Consider the following 17,804-nt stretch of genomic DNA (forward strand, 5'->3'; position numbering starts at 1 on the left):
CCGGCGCGGAGCGGGTTCAGCCGCTCGTCCCCGTTCACCGCCATCACCCCGCTCAACCCCTGAATGATCTGGTCGTAGGCCGGCTTCAGGGCGTCGGGGCCGGTGTGTCCGAACCCCGAGATGGCGCAGTAGATCAGCCGCGGGTTCTGCGCGGCCAGGGTCGCGTAGCCCAGCCCCATCCGCTCCATGACGTCGGGGCGGTAGTTCTCGACCAGCACGTCGGCGTCCTTGGCCAGGCGGAGGAAGATCTCCTTCCCCTCCGGCGTCTTGAGGTTCAGCGTGACCGATTTCTTGTTGGCGTTCTGGGCGAGGAACGAGGTGCCCATGAGCTGCTCGTTCAGCTCGGGCACGATGCCGAGCTTCCGGGCCAGGTCCCCGTCCTTGGGGTTCTCGATCTTGACGACGTCGGCGCCGAGGAGCGCCAGGTGCAGCGTCGCGAAGGGACCGGCGAGCACGTTGGTCAGGTCGAGGACGCGAATCCCCTCCAGCATCGGGCGGCTCGTCCCGTTGCCTCCCGGTCCGCTCACGCGGGCACCTGGGTGGGGACCGGGCCGGTCTTGTACACGAAGCCGGGCAGATCGCGCCCGAAGTGCGCCGCGACCTCCCGCGCCAGCTCGATCAGGCGGTCCAGATCGACGTCCGGCCGCAGCCCCTCCAGATGCAGCGCGTGCACGAAGTCCTCGGTCGCCACGTTGCCGGCCGCGACCTTCGTGAAGGGGCAGCCGCCCAGCCCCGCGAAGGAGGTCTCGAACGAGGTGACGCCGGCGCGCATGGCGGCGAAGAGATTCGCCATCCCCAGGCCGTAGGTGTTGTGGAAGTGGCAGGCGCACTCGATCGTGGGATCGATCCCGAACACGGCGCCGAAGAGCCGCTCCACCTGGCTCGGCCGCGCGTGCCCCGCCGTGTCGGCCAGGCTGATCGAGCGGAAGCCCGCGTCCACGTAGGCGCGCACCATCTCCAGCACGCGCTCCTCCGGGATCGGACCCTCGAACCCGCACCCGAACGCCGACTGCACCGAGAGCTGCACGCGGTGGCCCGCCGCGACGGCCTTCCGCGCGGTCGCGAGGATCCGCGTTGTCGCCTCCTCGCTCCCCATCCCGGTGTTGGCGAGGCTGTGCGTCTCGCTGGCCGAGGCGCCCATGCAGAACAGCTCGACGCCGCACGCCAGGCCCCGATCCAGCCCCCGCTCGTTCAGCACGAGGCCGGAGAGCACCGGGCCGCCGGACTTCGCTCCCGGGGTCGGGATCAGGCGGCGGAAGAGCTTGTCGGTGTCGGCCATCTGCGGAACCTTGTCCGGGTGGACGAACGAGCCCACCTGTACGGCATCCACGCCCGAGGCCATGATCTTCCGGATCCACGACTCCTTCTTGGCCGTCGAGACGATCTGCTTTTCCATCTGGAGGCCGTCCCGGGGTCCGACCTCGTGCAGGACGATTCGATTCATGGCGCCTCTCGGGGCACGGGCAAGCCCGGGCCGCTCTAGGCGGGGGCGACCCCCGCGCGGTTCGATGTCGGGAAGGCGGCGCGGCACTTCGCCTCGATGGCGCGCGCCATATCGAGCGTGCCGGCCGCCCCCCCCATGTCATAGGTCCGAACGGTTCCCTCGCGGATCACGGCGGCGACCGCGCTCGCAATCGCCTGGGCGCGCTCCGCCTCGCCCAGCCAGTCCAGCATCATCGCGGCGGCGAGGATCGTTGCGATCGGGTTGGCCTTGTCCTTCCCCGCGTGCTTGGGGGCCGAGCCGTGCGTCGGCTCGAAGACGGCGACGGTGCCGCCGATGTTTCCCGAGCAGCCGAATCCAAGCCCCCCGACCATCTGGGCGCACAGGTCGGAGATGATGTCGCCGTAGAGGTTGGGGGCCACGATGACGTCGTAGTTGAAGGGATTCTTGAGGAGCCACATCGTCATGGCGTCGATGTTCGCGTCGTCCATGGCGATCTCCGGGAAGTCCTGGGCCACGCGGCGGGCTTCCTCGAGGAAGAGCCCGTCCGTGGCGCGCACGACGTTGGCCTTGTGCACCACGGTGACCTTCTTCCGGCCGAATTTCCGGGCGAACTCGAAGGCGGCCCGCACGATCCGCTCCGAGCCGTGCTTGGTGTTCACCTTGCACGAGATGGCGTACTCGTCGCCGGCCATCTCGGAGAACGGCTTGAACGCCGGGGAGAGCGCGGTCAGGGTGTCGCGGAGCCGGTCGGGCACCGTCGCGAATTCGACCCCGGCGTAGAGGTCCTCGGTGTTCTCGCGGAACACCACCAGGTCGATCCCCTCTTTGTAGTTGAGCGGGTTGCCGGGGAAGGCGCGGCAGGGGCGCAGGCAGACGTACAGGTCGAAGAGCTGGCGCATCCGGACGATCGGCGAGCGGTAGACCAGCCCCTTCCCCTGGAGCCAGGGCTCGAGTTCGCGCTCGGCTTCCCGGAGCGGCTTCGAGGTGATGGCGCCGAACATCGCGGCATCGACGCGGCGGAGAAGCTCGATGGTGCGCTGCGGGAAGGGATCCCCTTCACGCCGCCAGAACTCCCACCCGATGTCGCCATGCGTGTACTCGGCGTCGAACTGAACGGCGTCGAGGACGAGGCGCGCCGCCTCCATGACCTCGACGCCGATCCCATCCCCCGGCAGCCAAGCGATCCTGTATTTCGCCATGTCCCGAGCCCTCCCCGGCCGACAACCATGGTACGGCCTGGGACGGGGGGAGACGCCCTGCTACCGAGGGATCATGGCCGGCGGGCCGGAGGGACCATCCCGCGGGGGCCGCTCTACAGGGTGCGCTTGAACAGCGTGGAGGCGAGCACCAACATCACGCTCGCGAAGAGGATCAGGATCACGAAGTCGGGGAGCACCGCCTGGAAGCCGACCCCCTTGAGGAGGAGGTTGCGGAGGGCGTGCACCGCGTAGCGCATCGGGTTCACGACCGAGATCGCCTGGAGCCACCCCGGATAGCTCTCCGTGGGATAGAGCGCTCCGCTCGGGAAGAAGGTGACCACGTTCAGGATCCCGAACAGCGCTCGGGGGGTCATCGGATTGGACACCCGGGCCATCAGCGTGAACATGAAGAGCACCAGCCCCAGCCCGAGGAGCAGGATCGTGAACTCCACCATGAGAAGGGTGGGCAATCCACCGATGAGGGGCAGCTGCGCGATCGCGATGGAGGAGAAGGTCACCAGGGTGCCCATGCAGAGGGCGAGGGTCGTCGCCGACAGGGTGAGCCCCATGACCAGGTCGAGCGACGTGAGCGGCGTCACGAAATAGCCCTCGTGGATCCCCCGCGCTCGGTCGTCCACCAGGATGATGCCGCCGGCGACCATGGCGACGAAGAAGAGCGCCAGCGCGATCACCCCCGGGACCAGGTACTGCATGTAGTTCTTGTGGCCGTAGACGTCGACACGCTCGACCGCGACCCCGACCCGGGCGGTGGGGACCGCCCGCCCCTCGACGCGCATGTCGGCGATCGCGCGTCGCATCTCCCCCTCGATCGTGTTGGAGGAGGTGGCGTCGGTGTTGTCGACCGCCAGGCCCAGCTCGGCGCGCTCGCCCCGGGCGAAATCCTCGCTGAAGTTGGGAGGCACGATCACCACCGCCCGGTAGCGGCCCTGCCGCAGGCCGGCGACCGCGGCCCGGACATCGCTCTCGTCGCGCACGAGGAAGAGCTGGCGCGTGGTCTCCAGGGTCACCATCTGCTTTCGGACCGCGGCGGCCGCGGCCCCCTCGTCCTCGACCACGAGGGCGACCGGCAGGTGATGGAGATCGCCGCCCATCGACTTGCCCAGGATGAGCAGGTAGATGATCGGCATCATGACCATCGGGATCACGAGCTGGATGTTGCGCCGGAAGCGGCGCAGGTCGCGCTCGGCCACCGCCAAGGTCCGGCTCACGTTGAAGGGCAACGTCACGCGCTACCTCATGATCGACGGGAGCGGCCGGACGTACTCGGTGCTGACCGTGTCGCGCAGTCCGCGCCCGGTGTAGTGGATGAAGACGTCGTCCAGGGTCGGCTCCTCGAGGGTGACGCTCTTCACCTTGTTGTCGGCCTGCCGGGCCACGTCGAGGATCGCCTCCAGCGGCACGACGTCCGTGGTGAGCACGATCCGGACGGCATGGTCCCCGTCGCGCGCCGCGTCCTTCGCGTCCGGCAGCGCGCGGAGCGCCTCGCGCAGCGGCTCGGCCACCTCGCGGAAGAACTCGATCCGGACCGCCTCCTGCCCCGGCACCGACTCCTTCAGCTCCTTGGGGGTGCCGAGCGCGGCGATCTTGCCGTGGTCGATGATCGCGAGCCGATCGCAGAGCCGGTCCGCCTCGTCCATGTAGTGCGTGCAGATCAGCACCGTCAGCTCGCTCTCCCCGCGCAGCTTCTCGAGCAGCTCCCAGATGACGCGGCGGCTCTGCGGGTCGAGCCCGGTGGTCGGCTCGTCCAGGAAGAAGACGTGGGGCCGGTGGACCAGCCCGCGCGCGATCTCGAGGCGGCGGCGCATCCCGCCCGAATACGTTCCGGCGGGCTGGTCCTTCCAGTCCCAGAGCCCCACGGCCTGGAGAAGCTCGGTGGAGCGGTCGATGCGCTCCTTCCGCGACATGCCGTAGAACTTCCCGTAGATGTCGAGGCTCTCCCAGGCCGAGAGGTCGGAGTCGACGGTGTTCGCCTGCGGGATCACGCCGATCGAGTGGCGGACGGCGTTCGTGCGCCGCGCCACGTCGAATCCCATCACGAGCGCGCGCCCCGAGGTCGGGCGGAGGAGCGTCGTCAGCATGCGCACCAGCGTGCTCTTCCCCGCGCCGTTGGGGCCCAGGATGCCGAAGATCTCGTTCCGGGCGACGGTGAAGTTGAGGTCGTCGTCGGCGGTGAACTCTCCGAACTTCTTGGTGAGGTGCTCGACGACGATGGCCGGCGCCGCCGGATCGCTCGGTTCGCCCGGGATCACCGCGTCCCCTCGGCGCGCGCCTCGGGCACCGCCCCGGCGGCCGAGCCCACGTGGATCGTCACGTCGGCCGTCATGCCGTCCTTCAGCAGCCCCTCGGGGTTGGGGATGCGCGCGGTGACGTCGAAGGTCCGGATGTCGCGGCGCTGGGCGCCCCAGTCCTTCCGTGTCGCGAAGTCCCCCGAGGGGGAGACGTCGGTCACGACCCCGGCAAAGACCTTCTTGTCGAACGTGTAGACGCGCACCGAGACCCGGTCGCCGGGGCGCACCGCCCCGACGCGCGTCTCGTCCACGGCCGCGTGCACCTTGAGCGTGTCGAGATCGGCGATCGTGACCACCGCCGTCCCCACGGTGACCATCTCGCCCGGATGGTGGATCTTCTCCGTCACCTGTCCGGCCTGCGGCGCGCGGATCACGGCGTAGGAGCGGGTGAGCTGCGCCTGCGCCAGCGCGCTCTCGGCCTGGTGGACCTGAGCGGAAGCGGCGTCCACCTGCGCGCGCCCGACGTCGGAGGCCGCGACCGCCGCGTCCAGCTGCTGCTGGGTCGAGGCCCCCTCCCGCGAGAGCTCGCGCATGCGGGCGAGGTCGCGCGCGGCCTTCTGGCGATTCGCCCGCGCCTGGCCCAGCGCCGCGCGGGCCGACTCCAGCGAGGCCTGCGCGCTCCGCACCGCCACGTCCAGGTCCTGCGCGTCGAGCTGCGCGATCACCTGCCCCGGCTGGACGCGATCCCCCTCGTTCACCGGCACGTCGGCGAGCCTTCCGGGCACCTTGAAGCCCAGGCTCACCTGCACCGCTTCCACGGTGCCGGTGGTGGTGACGTCCCCGCCGGTGTACCCCTCGCGGCGGTGCTGGTACTTCCAGATGGCGATGCCGCCCCCCACGATGACCAGCAGCAGAATGAGGCCGCGGATCCGCTTGGCGCGCGAGGGCGCCGCTTTTTCGGCCATGACGCTACCGTCCCCCCGTCGAAGTGGTCGGTCCGGCGGCGCGCAGGAGCGCCGCGCGCGCGGACCAGGTGTCCAGGAGCGACTGCGCCTCCTGGGCGCGCGCGTCGGCGAGCGCGCTCTCGGCGTCGCGCACCTGCGATGCCGTGGACGTCCCGCCGCGATAGCCCGCCTCGGCCAGGCGAAGCGCCTCGCGCGCCGCGGTCACGCGCGAGGAATCGGACTGCCAGATGGCCAGCGACACGCGGAGATCCGAGAGCGAGCGTTCCACGTCGCGCCTCACCTCCAGCTCGACCTGGTGCCGGCGCGCCTGGAGCGCCTCGCGATCGGCGCGAAGCTCCCCCGCCCGCGCCGAGGAAAGCCCTCCGTCGAAGAGCGCGTAGGAGACGTCGACCCCCGCCCACAGGTTGTAGGTCTTCAGGCCGGGGTCCTGCGTGTTGAAGAATTCCTCCTGCCGGTTCGGCCCGAGATACTGCGCGGTGCCCGTAAGGCCCAGCTGCGGGCCCCGCGCCGCGCGGGCCGCCCGGATCCGCTGCTCGTTCTCTCGGAGCTGCTCGTCGAACGCGGCCAGCTGCGCGCGGTTCTGGAGCGCCGACGCCTCCAGCTCCACGGCATCGGGGATCGCGGGCTCGGGCGATCCCGGCGGATCCAGGGTCTCGGTGGAGTCGAGCGGGGCGCCGATCGCGGTCTCCAGCTCGACGCGCGAGGTGCGCACCGCTTCGTGGGCGCGGATCAGGGCCGATTCGCGCTGGAAGAGGTCCACGCGCGCCTGGAGCGAATCGAGGCGCTGCGCCACGCCGGCGCGCACCTGCGAGGCCGCCAGGCGTCGCCGGGCGCCCGCCGCCTGGACCGCCTCCCCCGCCGCGTTCTCCAGCCGTCCCGCCGCGATGGCGCGGTAGTAGGCCTGGGAGACCCGGAGCACCAGATCGGCGTCCGCTTCCTCGGCGGCGCGCTGCTGGCTCCGGTGCGCGGCCTCGGCCGCCCGCACCAGGGCGCGGCTCTGGCCGCTCGCGTCGATCGGAAGCCGGGCCTCGGCGCGCAGGTCCACGCTGGTCGCGCTCCCGGTCTTCACCACCGCGGGGCTCGGCGACCCGGGGACCGGGATGATGAACTTGGGTGGCTCGCTGCGCTCGATCGCGCTTCCCGCCACCCGCAGCGTGGGCGAAAGGGCCGCGCGTGCCTCGCGGATCGCCTGGTCGGCGCGGGAGACCCCCGCTTCCGAGACGCGGAGCGCCGGCGCGTTCTGCCTCGCGAGGGCGATGCACTGCTCGAGCGTGATCGCGCGGACCGGGAGCGCCCCGGCCAGAGCGGCCGCGACGGCCAGCGCGGCGATGAGGAACCCGGCTCGCCTCACGCCGCCTCCTCGGGAAGATAGAGATTCACGATCGCCTCGGCGCGCTCCTTGGGGTTCTTCGGCAGCGGCTCGATCCGGACGATCGCGCCGGTCATCTGGTAGAAGAAGAGCGACCCGTGGAACGAGCGGGCGGCGACCGCGGCTTCCTGCGCCCCGCGCCGGGCACCGCGCTCGGCGAAGGCGCGCTCGAAGAGGCGCGTCTCGAGGGCGAGGAGGCGGGAGAGAAATCTCCGGTAGAACTCTCCCGCGAGGTCGGGCACTTCAAGCACGCCGAAGAAGATCACGCGGAAGACGCGCGGGTCGTCCCGGAGGGCGGTCAGGCTGTACTCGGCGATACGGCACAGGCCTTCCCGCGGAGAGAGCTTCGTGAAGTGCTCCTCCATCATCGCGATCCGCTCCTCGAACCCGACCGACTCGAGGATCGCCCGGACCAGATCCTCCTTCGTCGGGAAGTGGCGGAAGAGGAGCGCCTCGCTCACCCCGGCCTTCTCGGCCAGGTCCCGGGTGCGGGCACCGTGAAACCCCAGCTCCGCGAAGACGTCGAGCGCCGCCGCCAGGATCTGGGACCGGCGGTCGTCCGACTTGAGTCGAAGCTTGGGAAAGAACTCCGGTGTGCCCATGGCCCCTTTCGGTGTCGCGCCTCGCGCGCCTGCGCCTGCTGCTAAGTGTGTACTTACTTTCTACCGGCACACGCCCTCGGCGCAAGGGAAAAAGAGCAGCGGCCCGCGGACCCCGGAATGGGCGCCACGCATGCCACGCTTCCGGTTTACCATTGCCGCCCTGTCGTGGACGCGCGGAACGAAGACTTCCCTTTCGATCGGAGGACCCATGATTCGCAAGGCATCGGCGGAATGGCGCGGCGGGCTCAAGGACGGCCAGGGGACGGTCTCCACCGACAGCGGCGTGCTCGCCAACGCGCAGTACTCCTTCAGCACGCGCTTCGAGAACGGCAAGGGGACGAACCCCGAGGAGCTGATCGCGGCGGCGCACGCCGGGTGCTTCTCCATGGCGCTCTCGGCGCAGCTCGGCGCGGCCGGCATCACCCCCGAGAGCGTGCGCACCTCGGCGGCCGTGACGCTGGAGAAGGTGGGCGACGGATTTTCGGTGACCGCGAGCCACCTCGACGTGACCGCCCGCATCCCGGGCGGCGACCGCGCGGCCTTTCAGAAAGCGGCCGAGCAGGCCAAGACGGGATGCCCGATCTCGAAGCTCCTGAACGCCAAGATCACGATGGACGCGAAGCTGGAATCCTAGCCTCGCCGCGCCGGCACGGCCGGCGGGCACGGAGCGCGTCAATGCGCCCCGTCGTGCACCTGCCCCACCGCGCTCGTCTTCCAGTTGAACCGCGACTTCTCGGCGGGGATCAGGGCCGGGAGCGGCATGGCGAGGTACTGGGAGAGCGCCGCGACGTACGGCGCGTAGAGCCCCCGCAGCTCTTCGAGCCGCGCGCCCGCCTCCGCGCTCTCGTCCAGCGGCACGCCGGCGGCGGTGAGCCAGCGTCGCAGCTCGGCGATCCGATCCGGGCCGATCCGCTCGAACCCGTCCCGGAGCGGCGCCAGCCGGAACACCTGGCTCACGTCGACGAGGGTGTGCCGCCCGATGGCGAAGGTCAGCCGGGCCTGAAAGGGATCGACCCCCTCGACGCCGGCGCTCACCAGGGCGGCCGCGTCCAGCACGGAGCAGAGCGACGCCAGCCACGACTGGTTGTCGTGCTGCGACCGGAAGAACGCGAGGATGGGATAGGAGAGGTGGCTCTCGAGGATGGTGGCGGCCCCCGCCTCCCAGTCGCGGAAGAGCCGGTTCAGCTCCGCCCCGGGATTTTTGCTCTCGAAGGCCCGTCTCAGGATCTGCCCCGCCGTCGGCGGACTTCCCGCCCACTCGTCCAGCATCGTGATCCGGGCCTCGCGGGGCGAGAAGGATTGATAGAGCACCGGCACGTACGCGATCACCAGGGCCAGGAAGCCGAAGCCCAGCCCCGCCTCCAGCACCGTCAGGAAGCGCGAGAGCCCCGTCATCGGCACCACGTCCCCGAGACCCAGCGTGAAGAAGGTGCTCCCGCTCAAGTAGAGATCGGCCGGGAAGCCGCTCATGCCGCTCGATCCCTGGACCGTCGAGCCCAGCGACCAATGAAGGAGCGAGAAGCCCACGATGATTCCGGTCGCCCAGATGGCGAAGACGAGGATCAGAGAGATCTGGGCGTAGAAGCTGAGGAAGAGCTCGCGGCGATTCCGCGCGTGGATCCCGCGGCCCAGAAACTTCCAGACCGTCCAGAGCAGGCGGAAGACCAGCCGGGAAACACGGATGTCGCCCGGCAGCCGGCGCGGCAGGAGAATCGTCTCGTAGGCGTCCCAGAGCGGGATCAGGACCAGCAGCGCGCCCGCGATCGCGGCGAGCGCGTTCAGTGCACCGATGGCTGCGACTCCGTCGATTCGGATTCGAGCAGGGTGCGCAGCTTGACCAGGGCGCGCTGCTCGAGCTGGCGGATCCGCTCGCGCGAGAGGCCGAACTGGGCGCCGGTTTCGGCCAGCGTGCGCGGCCGGTCGTCGAAGAAGCCGTAGCGGAAGCGCAGGATCGCCTCTTCCCGCTCGGAGAGCTGCTTCAGCACCTCGTTCACCTGCTGGTCCCGGAGCTGGAGCTCCACGATCTCGTCCAGGGTCGGCGGCTGCTCCACGGCCTCCGATTCGACCAGGCCATGGAACGCTTCGTTCGACAGGTCCACGTCGAGCGACCGGACCGAGTGGACCAGGGTCTCGAGGCGCTTCGCCCGCGTCATGGGAACGCCCATGACCCGCGCGATCTCCTCCAGGTCGGGGGCCCGGCGCCGCTCCGTCTCCAGCCGCCGCTGCGTCGCGATGAAGCGGCGCATCATCTGGAGCACGTGGATCGGGATGCGCACCGTGCGCGACTGGTTGGCTACGCCGCGCGCGAGCGCCTGGCGGATCCACCAGGTGGCGTACGTCGCGAAATGGATGCCGCGGTCCACGTCGTAGCGGTCCACCGCGGTGATCAGTCCGAGATTCCCCTCCTCGACCAGGTCGAGGAATTCCACGCCGCGGTTCCGGTAGGCGCGCGCCTGCGAGACCACCAGGCGGAGATAGGAGAGGATGAGGCGCTTCCGCGCGTCCTCGACGCCGAGCCGCATCGAGTCCCACAGCGCACGCTCCTCGTCGCGCTGGAGGATGGGATAGCGCTGGATCTCCTTCAGGTAGCGCCGCTCCAGGTCGCCGATGCCGTGTCCGGCCTCGTCGGGAACGGGCATCTCCGGGGCGGCGGCGCCCTCGGGAAGCGCGATCCCCTGCCGGCGGGCTTCGGCCAGGAAGAGATCGAACGCGCTCGCGTCGAAATCGGGAGAGTGGAGCAGCCGGTCGAGCGCCCCCTCGTCCAGGGAGCCCAGGGACAGGCCCTCCCGCATGGCTTCGGAGAGATCGGAGACGAACCGCCGGGGTCCCATTCCAGCCTCGCTCAAGTCCGGATGACGAAGTCGCGAGCGCCTTGCGCCGAGAGCCAGCGCACGGTCACGTCGCGGACGCGCGCGGCGGGGGGACCCTGGTGAAGGTCGAGCAGGTACGCCCGGAGCATCGCGTCCGGGCCCTCGGCGTCGACCTCGACGCCGCCCGAAGGCAGGTTCCGGACCGAGCCCGCGAGCCCTCGGGCGCGAGCCCGCTCCTGGGCGAAGAAACGGTAGCCGACCCCCTGCACCCTTCCCGCGACGACCGCCACGAAGCGGGCGCGCGGCCCATCGGCCCGGGATGCGGCCGCTTCACGCGGCGCCGTCATGCTGGGCCTCCGACAAAAAAATCGGGGCGAGAGGATTTGAACCTCCGACCCCCTGGTCCCGAACCAGGTGCTCTACCAGGCTGAGCCACGCCCCGATCGAATCGAGTCTTATGGAAGTCAAAGGATATCCCCTCGCGGAGGGGGTCGCCTTTGCCGGGGCAGTGTAGCAACCCCTCCGCCGCCGGGTCAACGGGACTCGCGCCGCTCCCAGGCATCCCTTCCGATCAGCGGCACGAAGGCGCACCCGCACAGCTCGCGGCGCTGCCATCCCGTCTCGGTGCGGACCGCCTTCACCAGCATCTGGTTCTCCCCCACCCCGATCGGCATGACCACAATGCCCCCGGGCTTCAGCTGCTCGTCCAGGAAGTGCGGCATGCGCGGAGCGCCCGCCGCGATCAGCACGCGGTCGAACGGCGCCATCTCGCGCCATCCGACCGATCCGTCGGCGATGCGGAAGACGATGTTCGTGTAACCCATCGTCGTGAGCCGGTCGCGGGCGGCGACCCCCACCGACGCGATCCGCTCGACCGTGAAGACGCGGTCGGCCAGCTCGGCCAGGATCGCCGTCTGGTACCCCGATCCGGTGCCGATCTCGAGGATCTTCTCCTCGCCGTTCAGCTCCAGCGCCTGGGTCATCAGGGCGACCATGTAGGGCTGCGAGATCGTCTGCGACGCTCCGATCGGGAGCGCGCTGTCGCTGTAGGCCTTGGCCTCCAGCGCCTCGTCCACGAAGAGGTGGCGCGGCATCGCCTCCATGATCCGGAGCACGTGCGGGTCGTGGATGCCCCGCTCGCGCAGCTGCGACTGCACCATGCGCCGCCGGGCGGCGCCCTGCTCGGACGGATTCATCTCATTCGTCATGGATCGCGAGCCCCATCGTTTCCAGCTCGACGATCGCCTTGTAGTCGTTCACGTCGAACGAGAGCGGCGTCACCGACACGTAGCCGTGCGAGACCGCGTGGAAGTCGCTCGCCTCGTCGGGGTCCCAGGTCGGGTTCTCCCCTCCGATCCAATAGTACGACTTTCCCCGCGGGTCGGTCTTCTCGACGATCACGTCGTGGAAGACGCGGCGCCCGAGCCGCGCCACGCGCAGGCCCCGGATCTCGCCGTACGGCAGCGGCGGGATGTTCACGTTGAGGCACATCCCCGGCGTGAGCCCGCGCGCGAGGAGCAGCCGGACCAGCGCCGCCGCGACCCGTCCGGCCGCCGCGAAGTCGGTCGGCTCCCAGGTCGCGAGCGAGAAGGCGATCGAGGGGATCCCGAGGAACGATCCCTCACTGGCCGCCGACACGGTGCCCGAGTAGAGCACGTCGTTCCCCATGTTGGGGCCGTGGTTGATGCCGGAGACGATCAGCCTCGGCGGCTCCTTCAGGAACCCGTGGACGGCGAGGAGGACGCAGTCGGTGGGCGTGCCATCCACGCTCAGGATTCCCGGGCCGGTCTTCCGCAGGCGGAGCGGACGATGGAGCGTGAGCGAGTGGCTGGTCGCGCTCTGCTCCCGGTCGGGGGCGATGATCGTCACCTCGCCGAGGGGGCGCATCGCGTCGGCGAGGGTGCGGAGCCCCTCGGCCGCGATGCCGTCGTCGTTCGTGACCAGGATCATCGGAAGAGGTGACGCAGCACGAAGCGGACGAACCGCACGGTGTCGCGGACGGGGCGGATGTGGCTCCCCGGCGCGTTGTAGAGGGTGGGGATCCCGACCGCGGCGATCCGGAACCCCGCGCGCGCGGCGGCAACCAGGAACTCCGACTCGTACTCGAAGCGGCGCGCCTCGGGACGCACCCGGCGCAGCACGGGAGCGCGGATCGCGCGGTAGCCCGACTGCGAGTCCTCGATCGGCGTGCGCGCGAGGCGCGACACCCACCAGCTCGTCACGTCGTTGGTCACGCGCCTTAGCCAGGGCATCCCCTCCCGGCTCTGGAGGCGGGAGCCGACGACCAGGTCGGCGCCCGCGAGCCCGGCCAGAAGCCGCGGCGCCCAGGCGGGATCGTGCTGCCCGTCGGCGTCCAGGGCGAGGACCGCGTCGGCCCCGCGACGGACCGCCTCGTCGAAGCCGGTCTGCAGCGCGGCCCCCTTCCCCTGGTTCAGCGTGTGCCGGATCACTTCGGCGCCCGCCTCCCTCGCGCGCGCTCCCGTCTCATCGCACGAGCCGTCGTCCACGACGAGGATGGTCGCTTCGGGAAGGGTCGTCTTGAGGCCTCGTACCACCGGGCCGACGGTGCCCGCCGCGTCGCGCGCGGGAATCACCGCGCAGACGCGCATCAGCGGACGCGGCTCCGCGCGAGGGAGCGTTCCCGCGCGGAGCGGCCGCGCGGCTCCTGGCGCGCGCTGCGGATGCTCCAGTCGAACCACTGCGTCGGATGGGCGCGGACGTGACCGTCGAAGAAGCGAGACAGCGAAGCGAGGGCCTCCTCCACGGAGAGGCCGCCCCGCTCCGGATCGAGGGTGAACGGCGCGTGGAAGCGGACCGCGATCTGCCCGTCGGCATCCCGCCACGCGGCTCCCGGGAGCACCTGGGCTCCCGCGCGCTGCGCCAGCCGGAGCGGGGCGGCATCCACGGCGACGAGCCGCTCGCCCAAGGGCGTCGTCTCCGGAGCGGCGGGCCGCCACGAGCGATCGGCGAGCGCCGCGATCCAACCCCCCGCGCGAAGCCGCCGGAGGGCCTCGACCGCGGGCCGCCCGCCCCCCAGCGTGCGCACGCCGAAGGCGGCGCGCCGCGAGCGGAAGAAGCGCTCCACCGCTTCCAGGCGGTGGGGCGCCGAGAGCGCCTCCATGGGGCCGACCTCGCGCGCCAGCCACCAAAGCGCCATTTCCCAGGGGCCGAAGTGTCCGCTCACGACGAGGGTCGGAGCCTGGGCCGCGCGCGCCGCGGCGAGATGGCGTGCGGCCTCGGCGTCCAGGCGGACGGCGGGGACGCGGGCGCCTCCCCCGCGCGCCGCGAGGAAGTCGCGGAGCGCCCAGGCGAAGGCGCGGAAGGTCTCGCGCGCGGGCGGAGGGGGTCCGCCGAGGCCGGCGGCGCGCCACGCGCGCCCGACGCGGTGCGACGCCTCGCGCGCGCGGGAGGGATGCGTGGAGACGTAGACGTCGGCAATCCACGCCGCCATCCGGTCGGTCATCCAGACCGGCAGGCGGCGCGCCGCGATCGAGGCGATGTGGTAGCCCAGATCCGTCATGCTCCCCCACGGAAACGGCGGGCCGGCGGCGCGCGGCGCCGGGCCCCGAAACACGGACGCCCCGGACGGTTCGCGCCGGGGCGAGGGACAGCGGGAATCAAAATGGTCGGGGCGACAGGATTTGAACCTGCGACCACCTCCACCCCAAGGAGGTGCGCTACCGGGCTGCGCTACGCCCCGACCCGAAGCCGGCGGCGACGATCGGCCTCAGGTCCATCCTACACGAGGGCGCCTCGCGGCGACAAGTCGCCCCCGGCCGGCGCCGCGCACCGTGCGGGCGCCTAGCGCCCGCGGGCGCGCTTCGTCATGTCCTGCTTCAGCATCTGGAGCAGCGACTCCATGTCCTTCTTGAGGGATCGGATCGTCTCCTCCTTGTCGAATTTGGTGAACGGGAGCTCGATCTGGTCCTTGCCGTCCTGCTTGTCGTCCAGGATCTTCCGCCGCGCGCCGGCGATCGTGAACCGCTGGTCGTAGAGGAGCTGCTTGATGTCGAACAGCACCTCGATGTCCCGCTTCCGGTACATGCGCGCGCCGCCGCGCCCCTTGCGCGGGTGGAGCATCTTGAACTGGGTCTCCCAGTAGCGCAGCACGTGGGGTTTGACGCCCACCAAGTCGCTCACTTCGCTGATCGAGTAGTAGAGTTTTCCGGTCGGAAGCGACTTCACGGGTTCACCTCCTCGAAACGGTTCGGGCCTCCGGTTTGAGATCGCGCGTCAAGAGCTCGCGCATGGCCGATCGGGCACTCTTTCCTTCGTACAGGATTGCGCGCACCTGCTCCGCGATCGGGAGCTCGATGCCGAGCCGCGCCGCGAGGTCCACCGCCGCCTGCGCGGTGCCGACCCCCTCGGCCACCATCGGCGACGCCGCCAGCGCCTCAGCGAGGGTGGCGCCGCGTCCGACCGCCTCGCCCAGGCGGCGGTTCCGGCTGTGTCGGCTGGTCGCCGTCGCGATCAGGTCCCCCATCCCGGCGAGACCCGAGAAGGTCTCCGGGCGCGCGCCCAGCGCCTCGCCGAGCCGCGCGATCTCGGCAAGGCCGCGGGTCAAGAGCGCTCCCTTGGTCGAATCGCCGAAGCCCAGCCCGTCGCTGATCCCCGCCGCGATCGCGACGACGTTCTTCAGGGCGACAGCGATCTCGACGCCCAGCACGTCGTCGTTGGTGTAGACGCGAAACGTCTCGCTGGAGAAGGCCTCCTGCACTGACGCGGCGCGCGCGTGATCCCGGCACGCGGCGACGACGGCGGTCGGAATGCCGCGCGCCACCTCCTCGGCGTGGCTCGGCCCCGCGAGCACGACCGGATCGCTGCCGAGCGGCGCCGGCAGCGTCTCCTGCGCGACCTCGCTCATCCGGCGGTGCGTGTCCTGCTCCAGCCCCTTCGTCGCGATCACGGCGAGCCGGGCCGCGGCGAGCGCCGTCTTCTCCGCGGCCAGGCGCGTCGCGGTCGCGCGGAGCGCGTGCGAGGGGGTGGCGAAGAGAACCGTGGCGCAGCCGGTGGCGGCCTCGGCGAGGTCGGAGGTGATCGCGACCGCTTCGGGGATCGCCACGCCGGGGAGAAACAGGTCGTTCCGCCGATCGCGCCGCATCCGCTCGGCGAGATCGGCCTCGTAGACCCAGAGGCGGACCGCGTGCCCGTTCTTCACGAGGAGGGCCGCCAGCGCCGTGCCCCAGCCTCCGCCTCCGATCACCGCGACGTTCACGGCTTCGCTCCCTTCCCCCCGAAGCTGGGCGCCTCGTTTCCCGCGGCGAGCCGGCGGATGTTCGGGATGTGCCGGATCACGACGAGAAGCGCCACCAGGATGCCGGCGACGACCCGGGCCAGGCGATACTCGTCGTGCGGAGCGAGCCACAGCACGAGGAGCGGATACGCGATCGCGGCGCCCAGGGAGCCCACCGACACGCGGCGCGACAGCGCGAAGAGAACGATCCAGATCGCGAGGGCGAGCAGGGCCGGGACCGGAAGGATCGCGAGGAAGACGCCGAGGCTGGTGGCCACGCCGCGCCCTCCCTTGAAACGGGCCCAGGGGGAGAAGACGTGGCCGAGGATGGCCGCCGCTCCGGCCGCGAGCGCGGTCGGGACGTGGCCCTGGCCCAGCAGCGCCGCCACCGCGCCCTTCGCGGTGTCGATCGCGAAGACGAGGCCGCCCCATCGCGGGCCCAGCCCGCGGATCGCGTTCGTCGCGCCGATGTTCCCGCTTCCGACCTTGCGAAGGTCGACGCCGCGGACGCGCGCGATCCAGAGGCCCGAAGGGATCGAGCCCAGAAGGAAGCCCAGGATGACGGGGATGGGATGGAACGGAATCGCGATTTCCCCCGAACCGGACCCGAGTTCGAACTATTCGCTTCGCTTCCACTCCAAGATGATCGGCGTCCCCTGGAAGCCGAAGCGGGTTCGCAAGCCGCTTTCCAGGTAACTTACATAATTCTTAGCTCGATATCGAGGATTGTTCACGAACAGCGCGAATGAAGGCGGGCGCGTGCCGATCTGGGCGGCGTAGTAGAACTTGAGGTGCCGGCCCTCGGCGGTGGCGGGCGGGCTGACCCGGTTCAGGATCGTCCCGATCGCCTCGTTCAGGGTCGAGGTGGGAATCGAGCGGGTGTACTCCTCGAACACCGTGACGGCGGTCGGCAGGATCTTGCCCACGCCGCGCCCCGAGAGGGCCGACACGTAGAGCCGCGGCACGTGCTCGAGGAAGGGATAGACCTTCGTGAACTCCTCCTCGATCTCGGCGCGCGCCGCGGCGGGCTCCTCGACCAGGTCCCACTTGTTGAAGACCACGACCAGGCCCTTCCGCTGCTCTTCGGCCAGCGCCGCCAGCCGCGCGTCCTGGCGCGCCGGCTCCCGGCCGACGTCGATCACGAGGAGCACGATGTCGGCCCGCGACACGGCGCGGAGCGCGCGCGTCACGCTGTAGAACTCGACCGGATCGTTCACCTTGGTCTCGCGGCGAAGCCCCGCCGTGTCCACCAGGCGGAAGGAACGGCCGTGCGCCTGCAGCGTGGTGTCCACCGCGTCCCGCGTCGTTCCAGCCACCGAATCCACGACCATCCGCTCCTGCCCCAGAAGGCGGTTCACCAGGGAGGACTTCCCCACGTTCGGCCGCCCGAGCACGGCGATCCGGATGGTGTCCGGTTCCTCGGGCTCGGCCTCGTGATCGGGAAGGAGGCGCACCACTTCGTCGAGGAGATCCCCGGAGCGGAGGCCGTGCAATGCCGACACCGGCATCGGCTCGCCCAGGCCCAGGGAGAAGAATTCCGCGACCACCTCCTCGCGCGAGGGCTGGTCGGCCTTGTTCACGACGAGGAGCGTCGGCCTTCCGCGCCGCCGCACGCGCTCGGCGACTTCGCGATCGAGCGGCGTCACGCCGGTCTGGGCGTCCGCGACGACCATCGCGACGTCGGCCTCGTCCAGGGCGACCTGCGTCTGCTGGAGGATCTGCTTCTGGATGGGATGGGCGCTCTGCGGATCGATCCCGCCGGTGTCCACGAGCAGGAACTTGTGCCCGCTCCACTCCCCTTCGGCGTAGTGGCGGTCGCGCGTGAGCCCCGAGAGCTCGTCCACGATGGCGCGGCGCTGGCCCAGGATGCGATTGAAGAGGGTGGACTTGCCGACGTTGGGGCGGCCGACGATCGCGACGATCGGGAGCAAGG

20 protein-coding genes and 2 tRNA genes are annotated in these 17,804 nt (G+C 70.7%); 1 reads left to right on the top strand and 21 read right to left on the bottom strand.

The window, feature by feature from the left end; genetic code table 11:
• From VE326_07505 to VE326_07540, 8 genes are all read right to left on the bottom strand, one after another.
• A partial coding sequence (locus VE326_07505) for a CoA transferase (GenBank protein ID HYJ33051.1) occupies positions 1 to 491 on the bottom strand: 491 nt, incomplete at its 3' end.
• 32 nt (positions 492 to 523) lie between these two features.
• The gene (locus VE326_07510) at positions 524 to 1,444 is read right to left on the bottom strand and encodes a hydroxymethylglutaryl-CoA lyase (protein HYJ33052.1); all 921 of its coding nucleotides are present in this window, start codon (positions 1,442 to 1,444) and stop codon (positions 524 to 526) included.
• A gap of 35 nt (positions 1,445 to 1,479) precedes the next feature.
• Positions 1,480 to 2,643 (bottom strand): isocitrate/isopropylmalate dehydrogenase family protein, encoded by a 1,164-nt coding sequence (locus VE326_07515; GenBank protein HYJ33053.1) that lies wholly within the window; start codon positions 2,641 to 2,643, stop codon positions 1,480 to 1,482.
• A gap of 113 nt (positions 2,644 to 2,756) precedes the next feature.
• Positions 2,757 to 3,890 (bottom strand): ABC transporter permease, encoded by a 1,134-nt coding sequence (locus VE326_07520; GenBank protein ID HYJ33054.1) that lies wholly within the window; start codon positions 3,888 to 3,890, stop codon positions 2,757 to 2,759.
• Between the two features lie 3 nt (positions 3,891 to 3,893).
• Complete coding sequence (locus VE326_07525) at positions 3,894 to 4,913, bottom strand: ATP-binding cassette domain-containing protein (protein HYJ33055.1); 1,020 nt, start codon at positions 4,911 to 4,913, stop codon at positions 3,894 to 3,896.
• Positions 4,910 to 5,857 carry an efflux RND transporter periplasmic adaptor subunit gene (locus VE326_07530; GenBank protein ID HYJ33056.1) on the bottom strand — a complete coding sequence of 316 codons (948 nt, stop codon included), beginning with the start codon at positions 5,855 to 5,857 and terminating at the stop codon, positions 4,910 to 4,912. The genes VE326_07525 and VE326_07530 overlap by 4 nt, the downstream gene beginning before the upstream one ends.
• Before the next feature lie 4 nt (positions 5,858 to 5,861).
• The gene (locus VE326_07535; protein ID HYJ33057.1) at positions 5,862 to 7,208 is read right to left on the bottom strand and encodes a TolC family protein; all 1,347 of its coding nucleotides are present in this window, start codon (positions 7,206 to 7,208) and stop codon (positions 5,862 to 5,864) included.
• Positions 7,205 to 7,828: a helix-turn-helix domain-containing protein gene (locus VE326_07540; protein ID HYJ33058.1), complete on the bottom strand. Its 624-nt coding sequence runs from the start codon at positions 7,826 to 7,828 to the stop codon at positions 7,205 to 7,207. Before VE326_07540 ends, VE326_07535 begins: the two co-directional genes overlap by 4 nt.
• Before the next feature lie 208 nt (positions 7,829 to 8,036).
• On the opposite strand from VE326_07540, the gene VE326_07545 reads away from it, so the two are divergent.
• Complete coding sequence (locus VE326_07545) at positions 8,037 to 8,462, top strand: OsmC family protein (GenBank protein ID HYJ33059.1); 426 nt, start codon at positions 8,037 to 8,039, stop codon at positions 8,460 to 8,462.
• A gap of 38 nt (positions 8,463 to 8,500) precedes the next feature.
• Here the strand turns inward: VE326_07545 and VE326_07550 are convergent, their stop codons facing one another.
• The 13 genes from VE326_07550 to der all read right to left on the bottom strand — a co-directional run bounded on the left by VE326_07550 (position 8,501) and on the right by der (position 17,802).
• A complete protein-coding gene (locus tag VE326_07550; GenBank protein HYJ33060.1) occupies positions 8,501 to 9,355 on the bottom strand; it encodes a potassium channel family protein in 855 nt (284 codons plus the stop codon).
• Positions 9,356 to 9,606: 251 nt separating this feature from the next.
• Entirely contained in the window at positions 9,607 to 10,659 is a 1,053-nt protein-coding gene (locus VE326_07555) for an RNA polymerase sigma factor RpoD/SigA (protein HYJ33061.1), read from the bottom strand.
• 11 nt (positions 10,660 to 10,670) lie between these two features.
• Entirely contained in the window at positions 10,671 to 10,985 is a 315-nt protein-coding gene (locus VE326_07560) for an acylphosphatase (GenBank protein ID HYJ33062.1), read from the bottom strand.
• Positions 10,986 to 11,006: 21 nt separating this feature from the next.
• Positions 11,007 to 11,080 (bottom strand) — tRNA-Pro (locus VE326_07565).
• 91 nt (positions 11,081 to 11,171) lie between these two features.
• A complete protein-coding gene (locus VE326_07570) occupies positions 11,172 to 11,846 on the bottom strand; it encodes a protein-L-isoaspartate(D-aspartate) O-methyltransferase (protein HYJ33063.1) in 675 nt (224 codons plus the stop codon).
• Positions 11,836 to 12,588 (bottom strand): 5'/3'-nucleotidase SurE, encoded by a 753-nt coding sequence (gene surE, locus VE326_07575; protein ID HYJ33064.1) that lies wholly within the window; start codon positions 12,586 to 12,588, stop codon positions 11,836 to 11,838. Before surE ends, VE326_07570 begins: the two co-directional genes overlap by 11 nt.
• Complete coding sequence (locus VE326_07580) at positions 12,585 to 13,247, bottom strand: glycosyltransferase family 2 protein (GenBank protein HYJ33065.1); 663 nt, start codon at positions 13,245 to 13,247, stop codon at positions 12,585 to 12,587. Before VE326_07580 ends, surE begins: the two co-directional genes overlap by 4 nt.
• On the bottom strand, positions 13,247 to 14,158 hold the full coding sequence (locus VE326_07585; protein HYJ33066.1) for a lysophospholipid acyltransferase family protein: 912 nt from the start codon (positions 14,156 to 14,158) through the stop codon (positions 13,247 to 13,249). Before VE326_07585 ends, VE326_07580 begins: the two co-directional genes overlap by 1 nt.
• A gap of 103 nt (positions 14,159 to 14,261) precedes the next feature.
• Positions 14,262 to 14,338, bottom strand: a tRNA-Pro gene (locus VE326_07590).
• Between the two features lie 101 nt (positions 14,339 to 14,439).
• On the bottom strand, positions 14,440 to 14,823 hold the full coding sequence (locus VE326_07595) for a MerR family transcriptional regulator (GenBank protein ID HYJ33067.1): 384 nt from the start codon (positions 14,821 to 14,823) through the stop codon (positions 14,440 to 14,442).
• 4 nt (positions 14,824 to 14,827) lie between these two features.
• Complete coding sequence (locus tag VE326_07600) at positions 14,828 to 15,853, bottom strand: NAD(P)H-dependent glycerol-3-phosphate dehydrogenase (GenBank protein HYJ33068.1); 1,026 nt, start codon at positions 15,851 to 15,853, stop codon at positions 14,828 to 14,830.
• Positions 15,850 to 16,461 (bottom strand): glycerol-3-phosphate 1-O-acyltransferase PlsY, encoded by a 612-nt coding sequence (plsY, locus tag VE326_07605; protein ID HYJ33069.1) that lies wholly within the window; start codon positions 16,459 to 16,461, stop codon positions 15,850 to 15,852. The genes VE326_07600 and plsY overlap by 4 nt, the downstream gene beginning before the upstream one ends.
• Positions 16,462 to 16,488: 27 nt before the next feature.
• Positions 16,489 to 17,802: a ribosome biogenesis GTPase Der gene (gene der, locus VE326_07610; GenBank protein HYJ33070.1), complete on the bottom strand. Its 1,314-nt coding sequence runs from the start codon at positions 17,800 to 17,802 to the stop codon at positions 16,489 to 16,491.
• Positions 17,803 to 17,804 lie beyond the last annotated feature (2 nt).

The organism is Candidatus Binatia bacterium (assembly GCA_035631035.1).
Taxonomy (GTDB): domain Bacteria; phylum Eisenbacteria; class RBG-16-71-46; order SZUA-252; family SZUA-252; genus DASQJL01.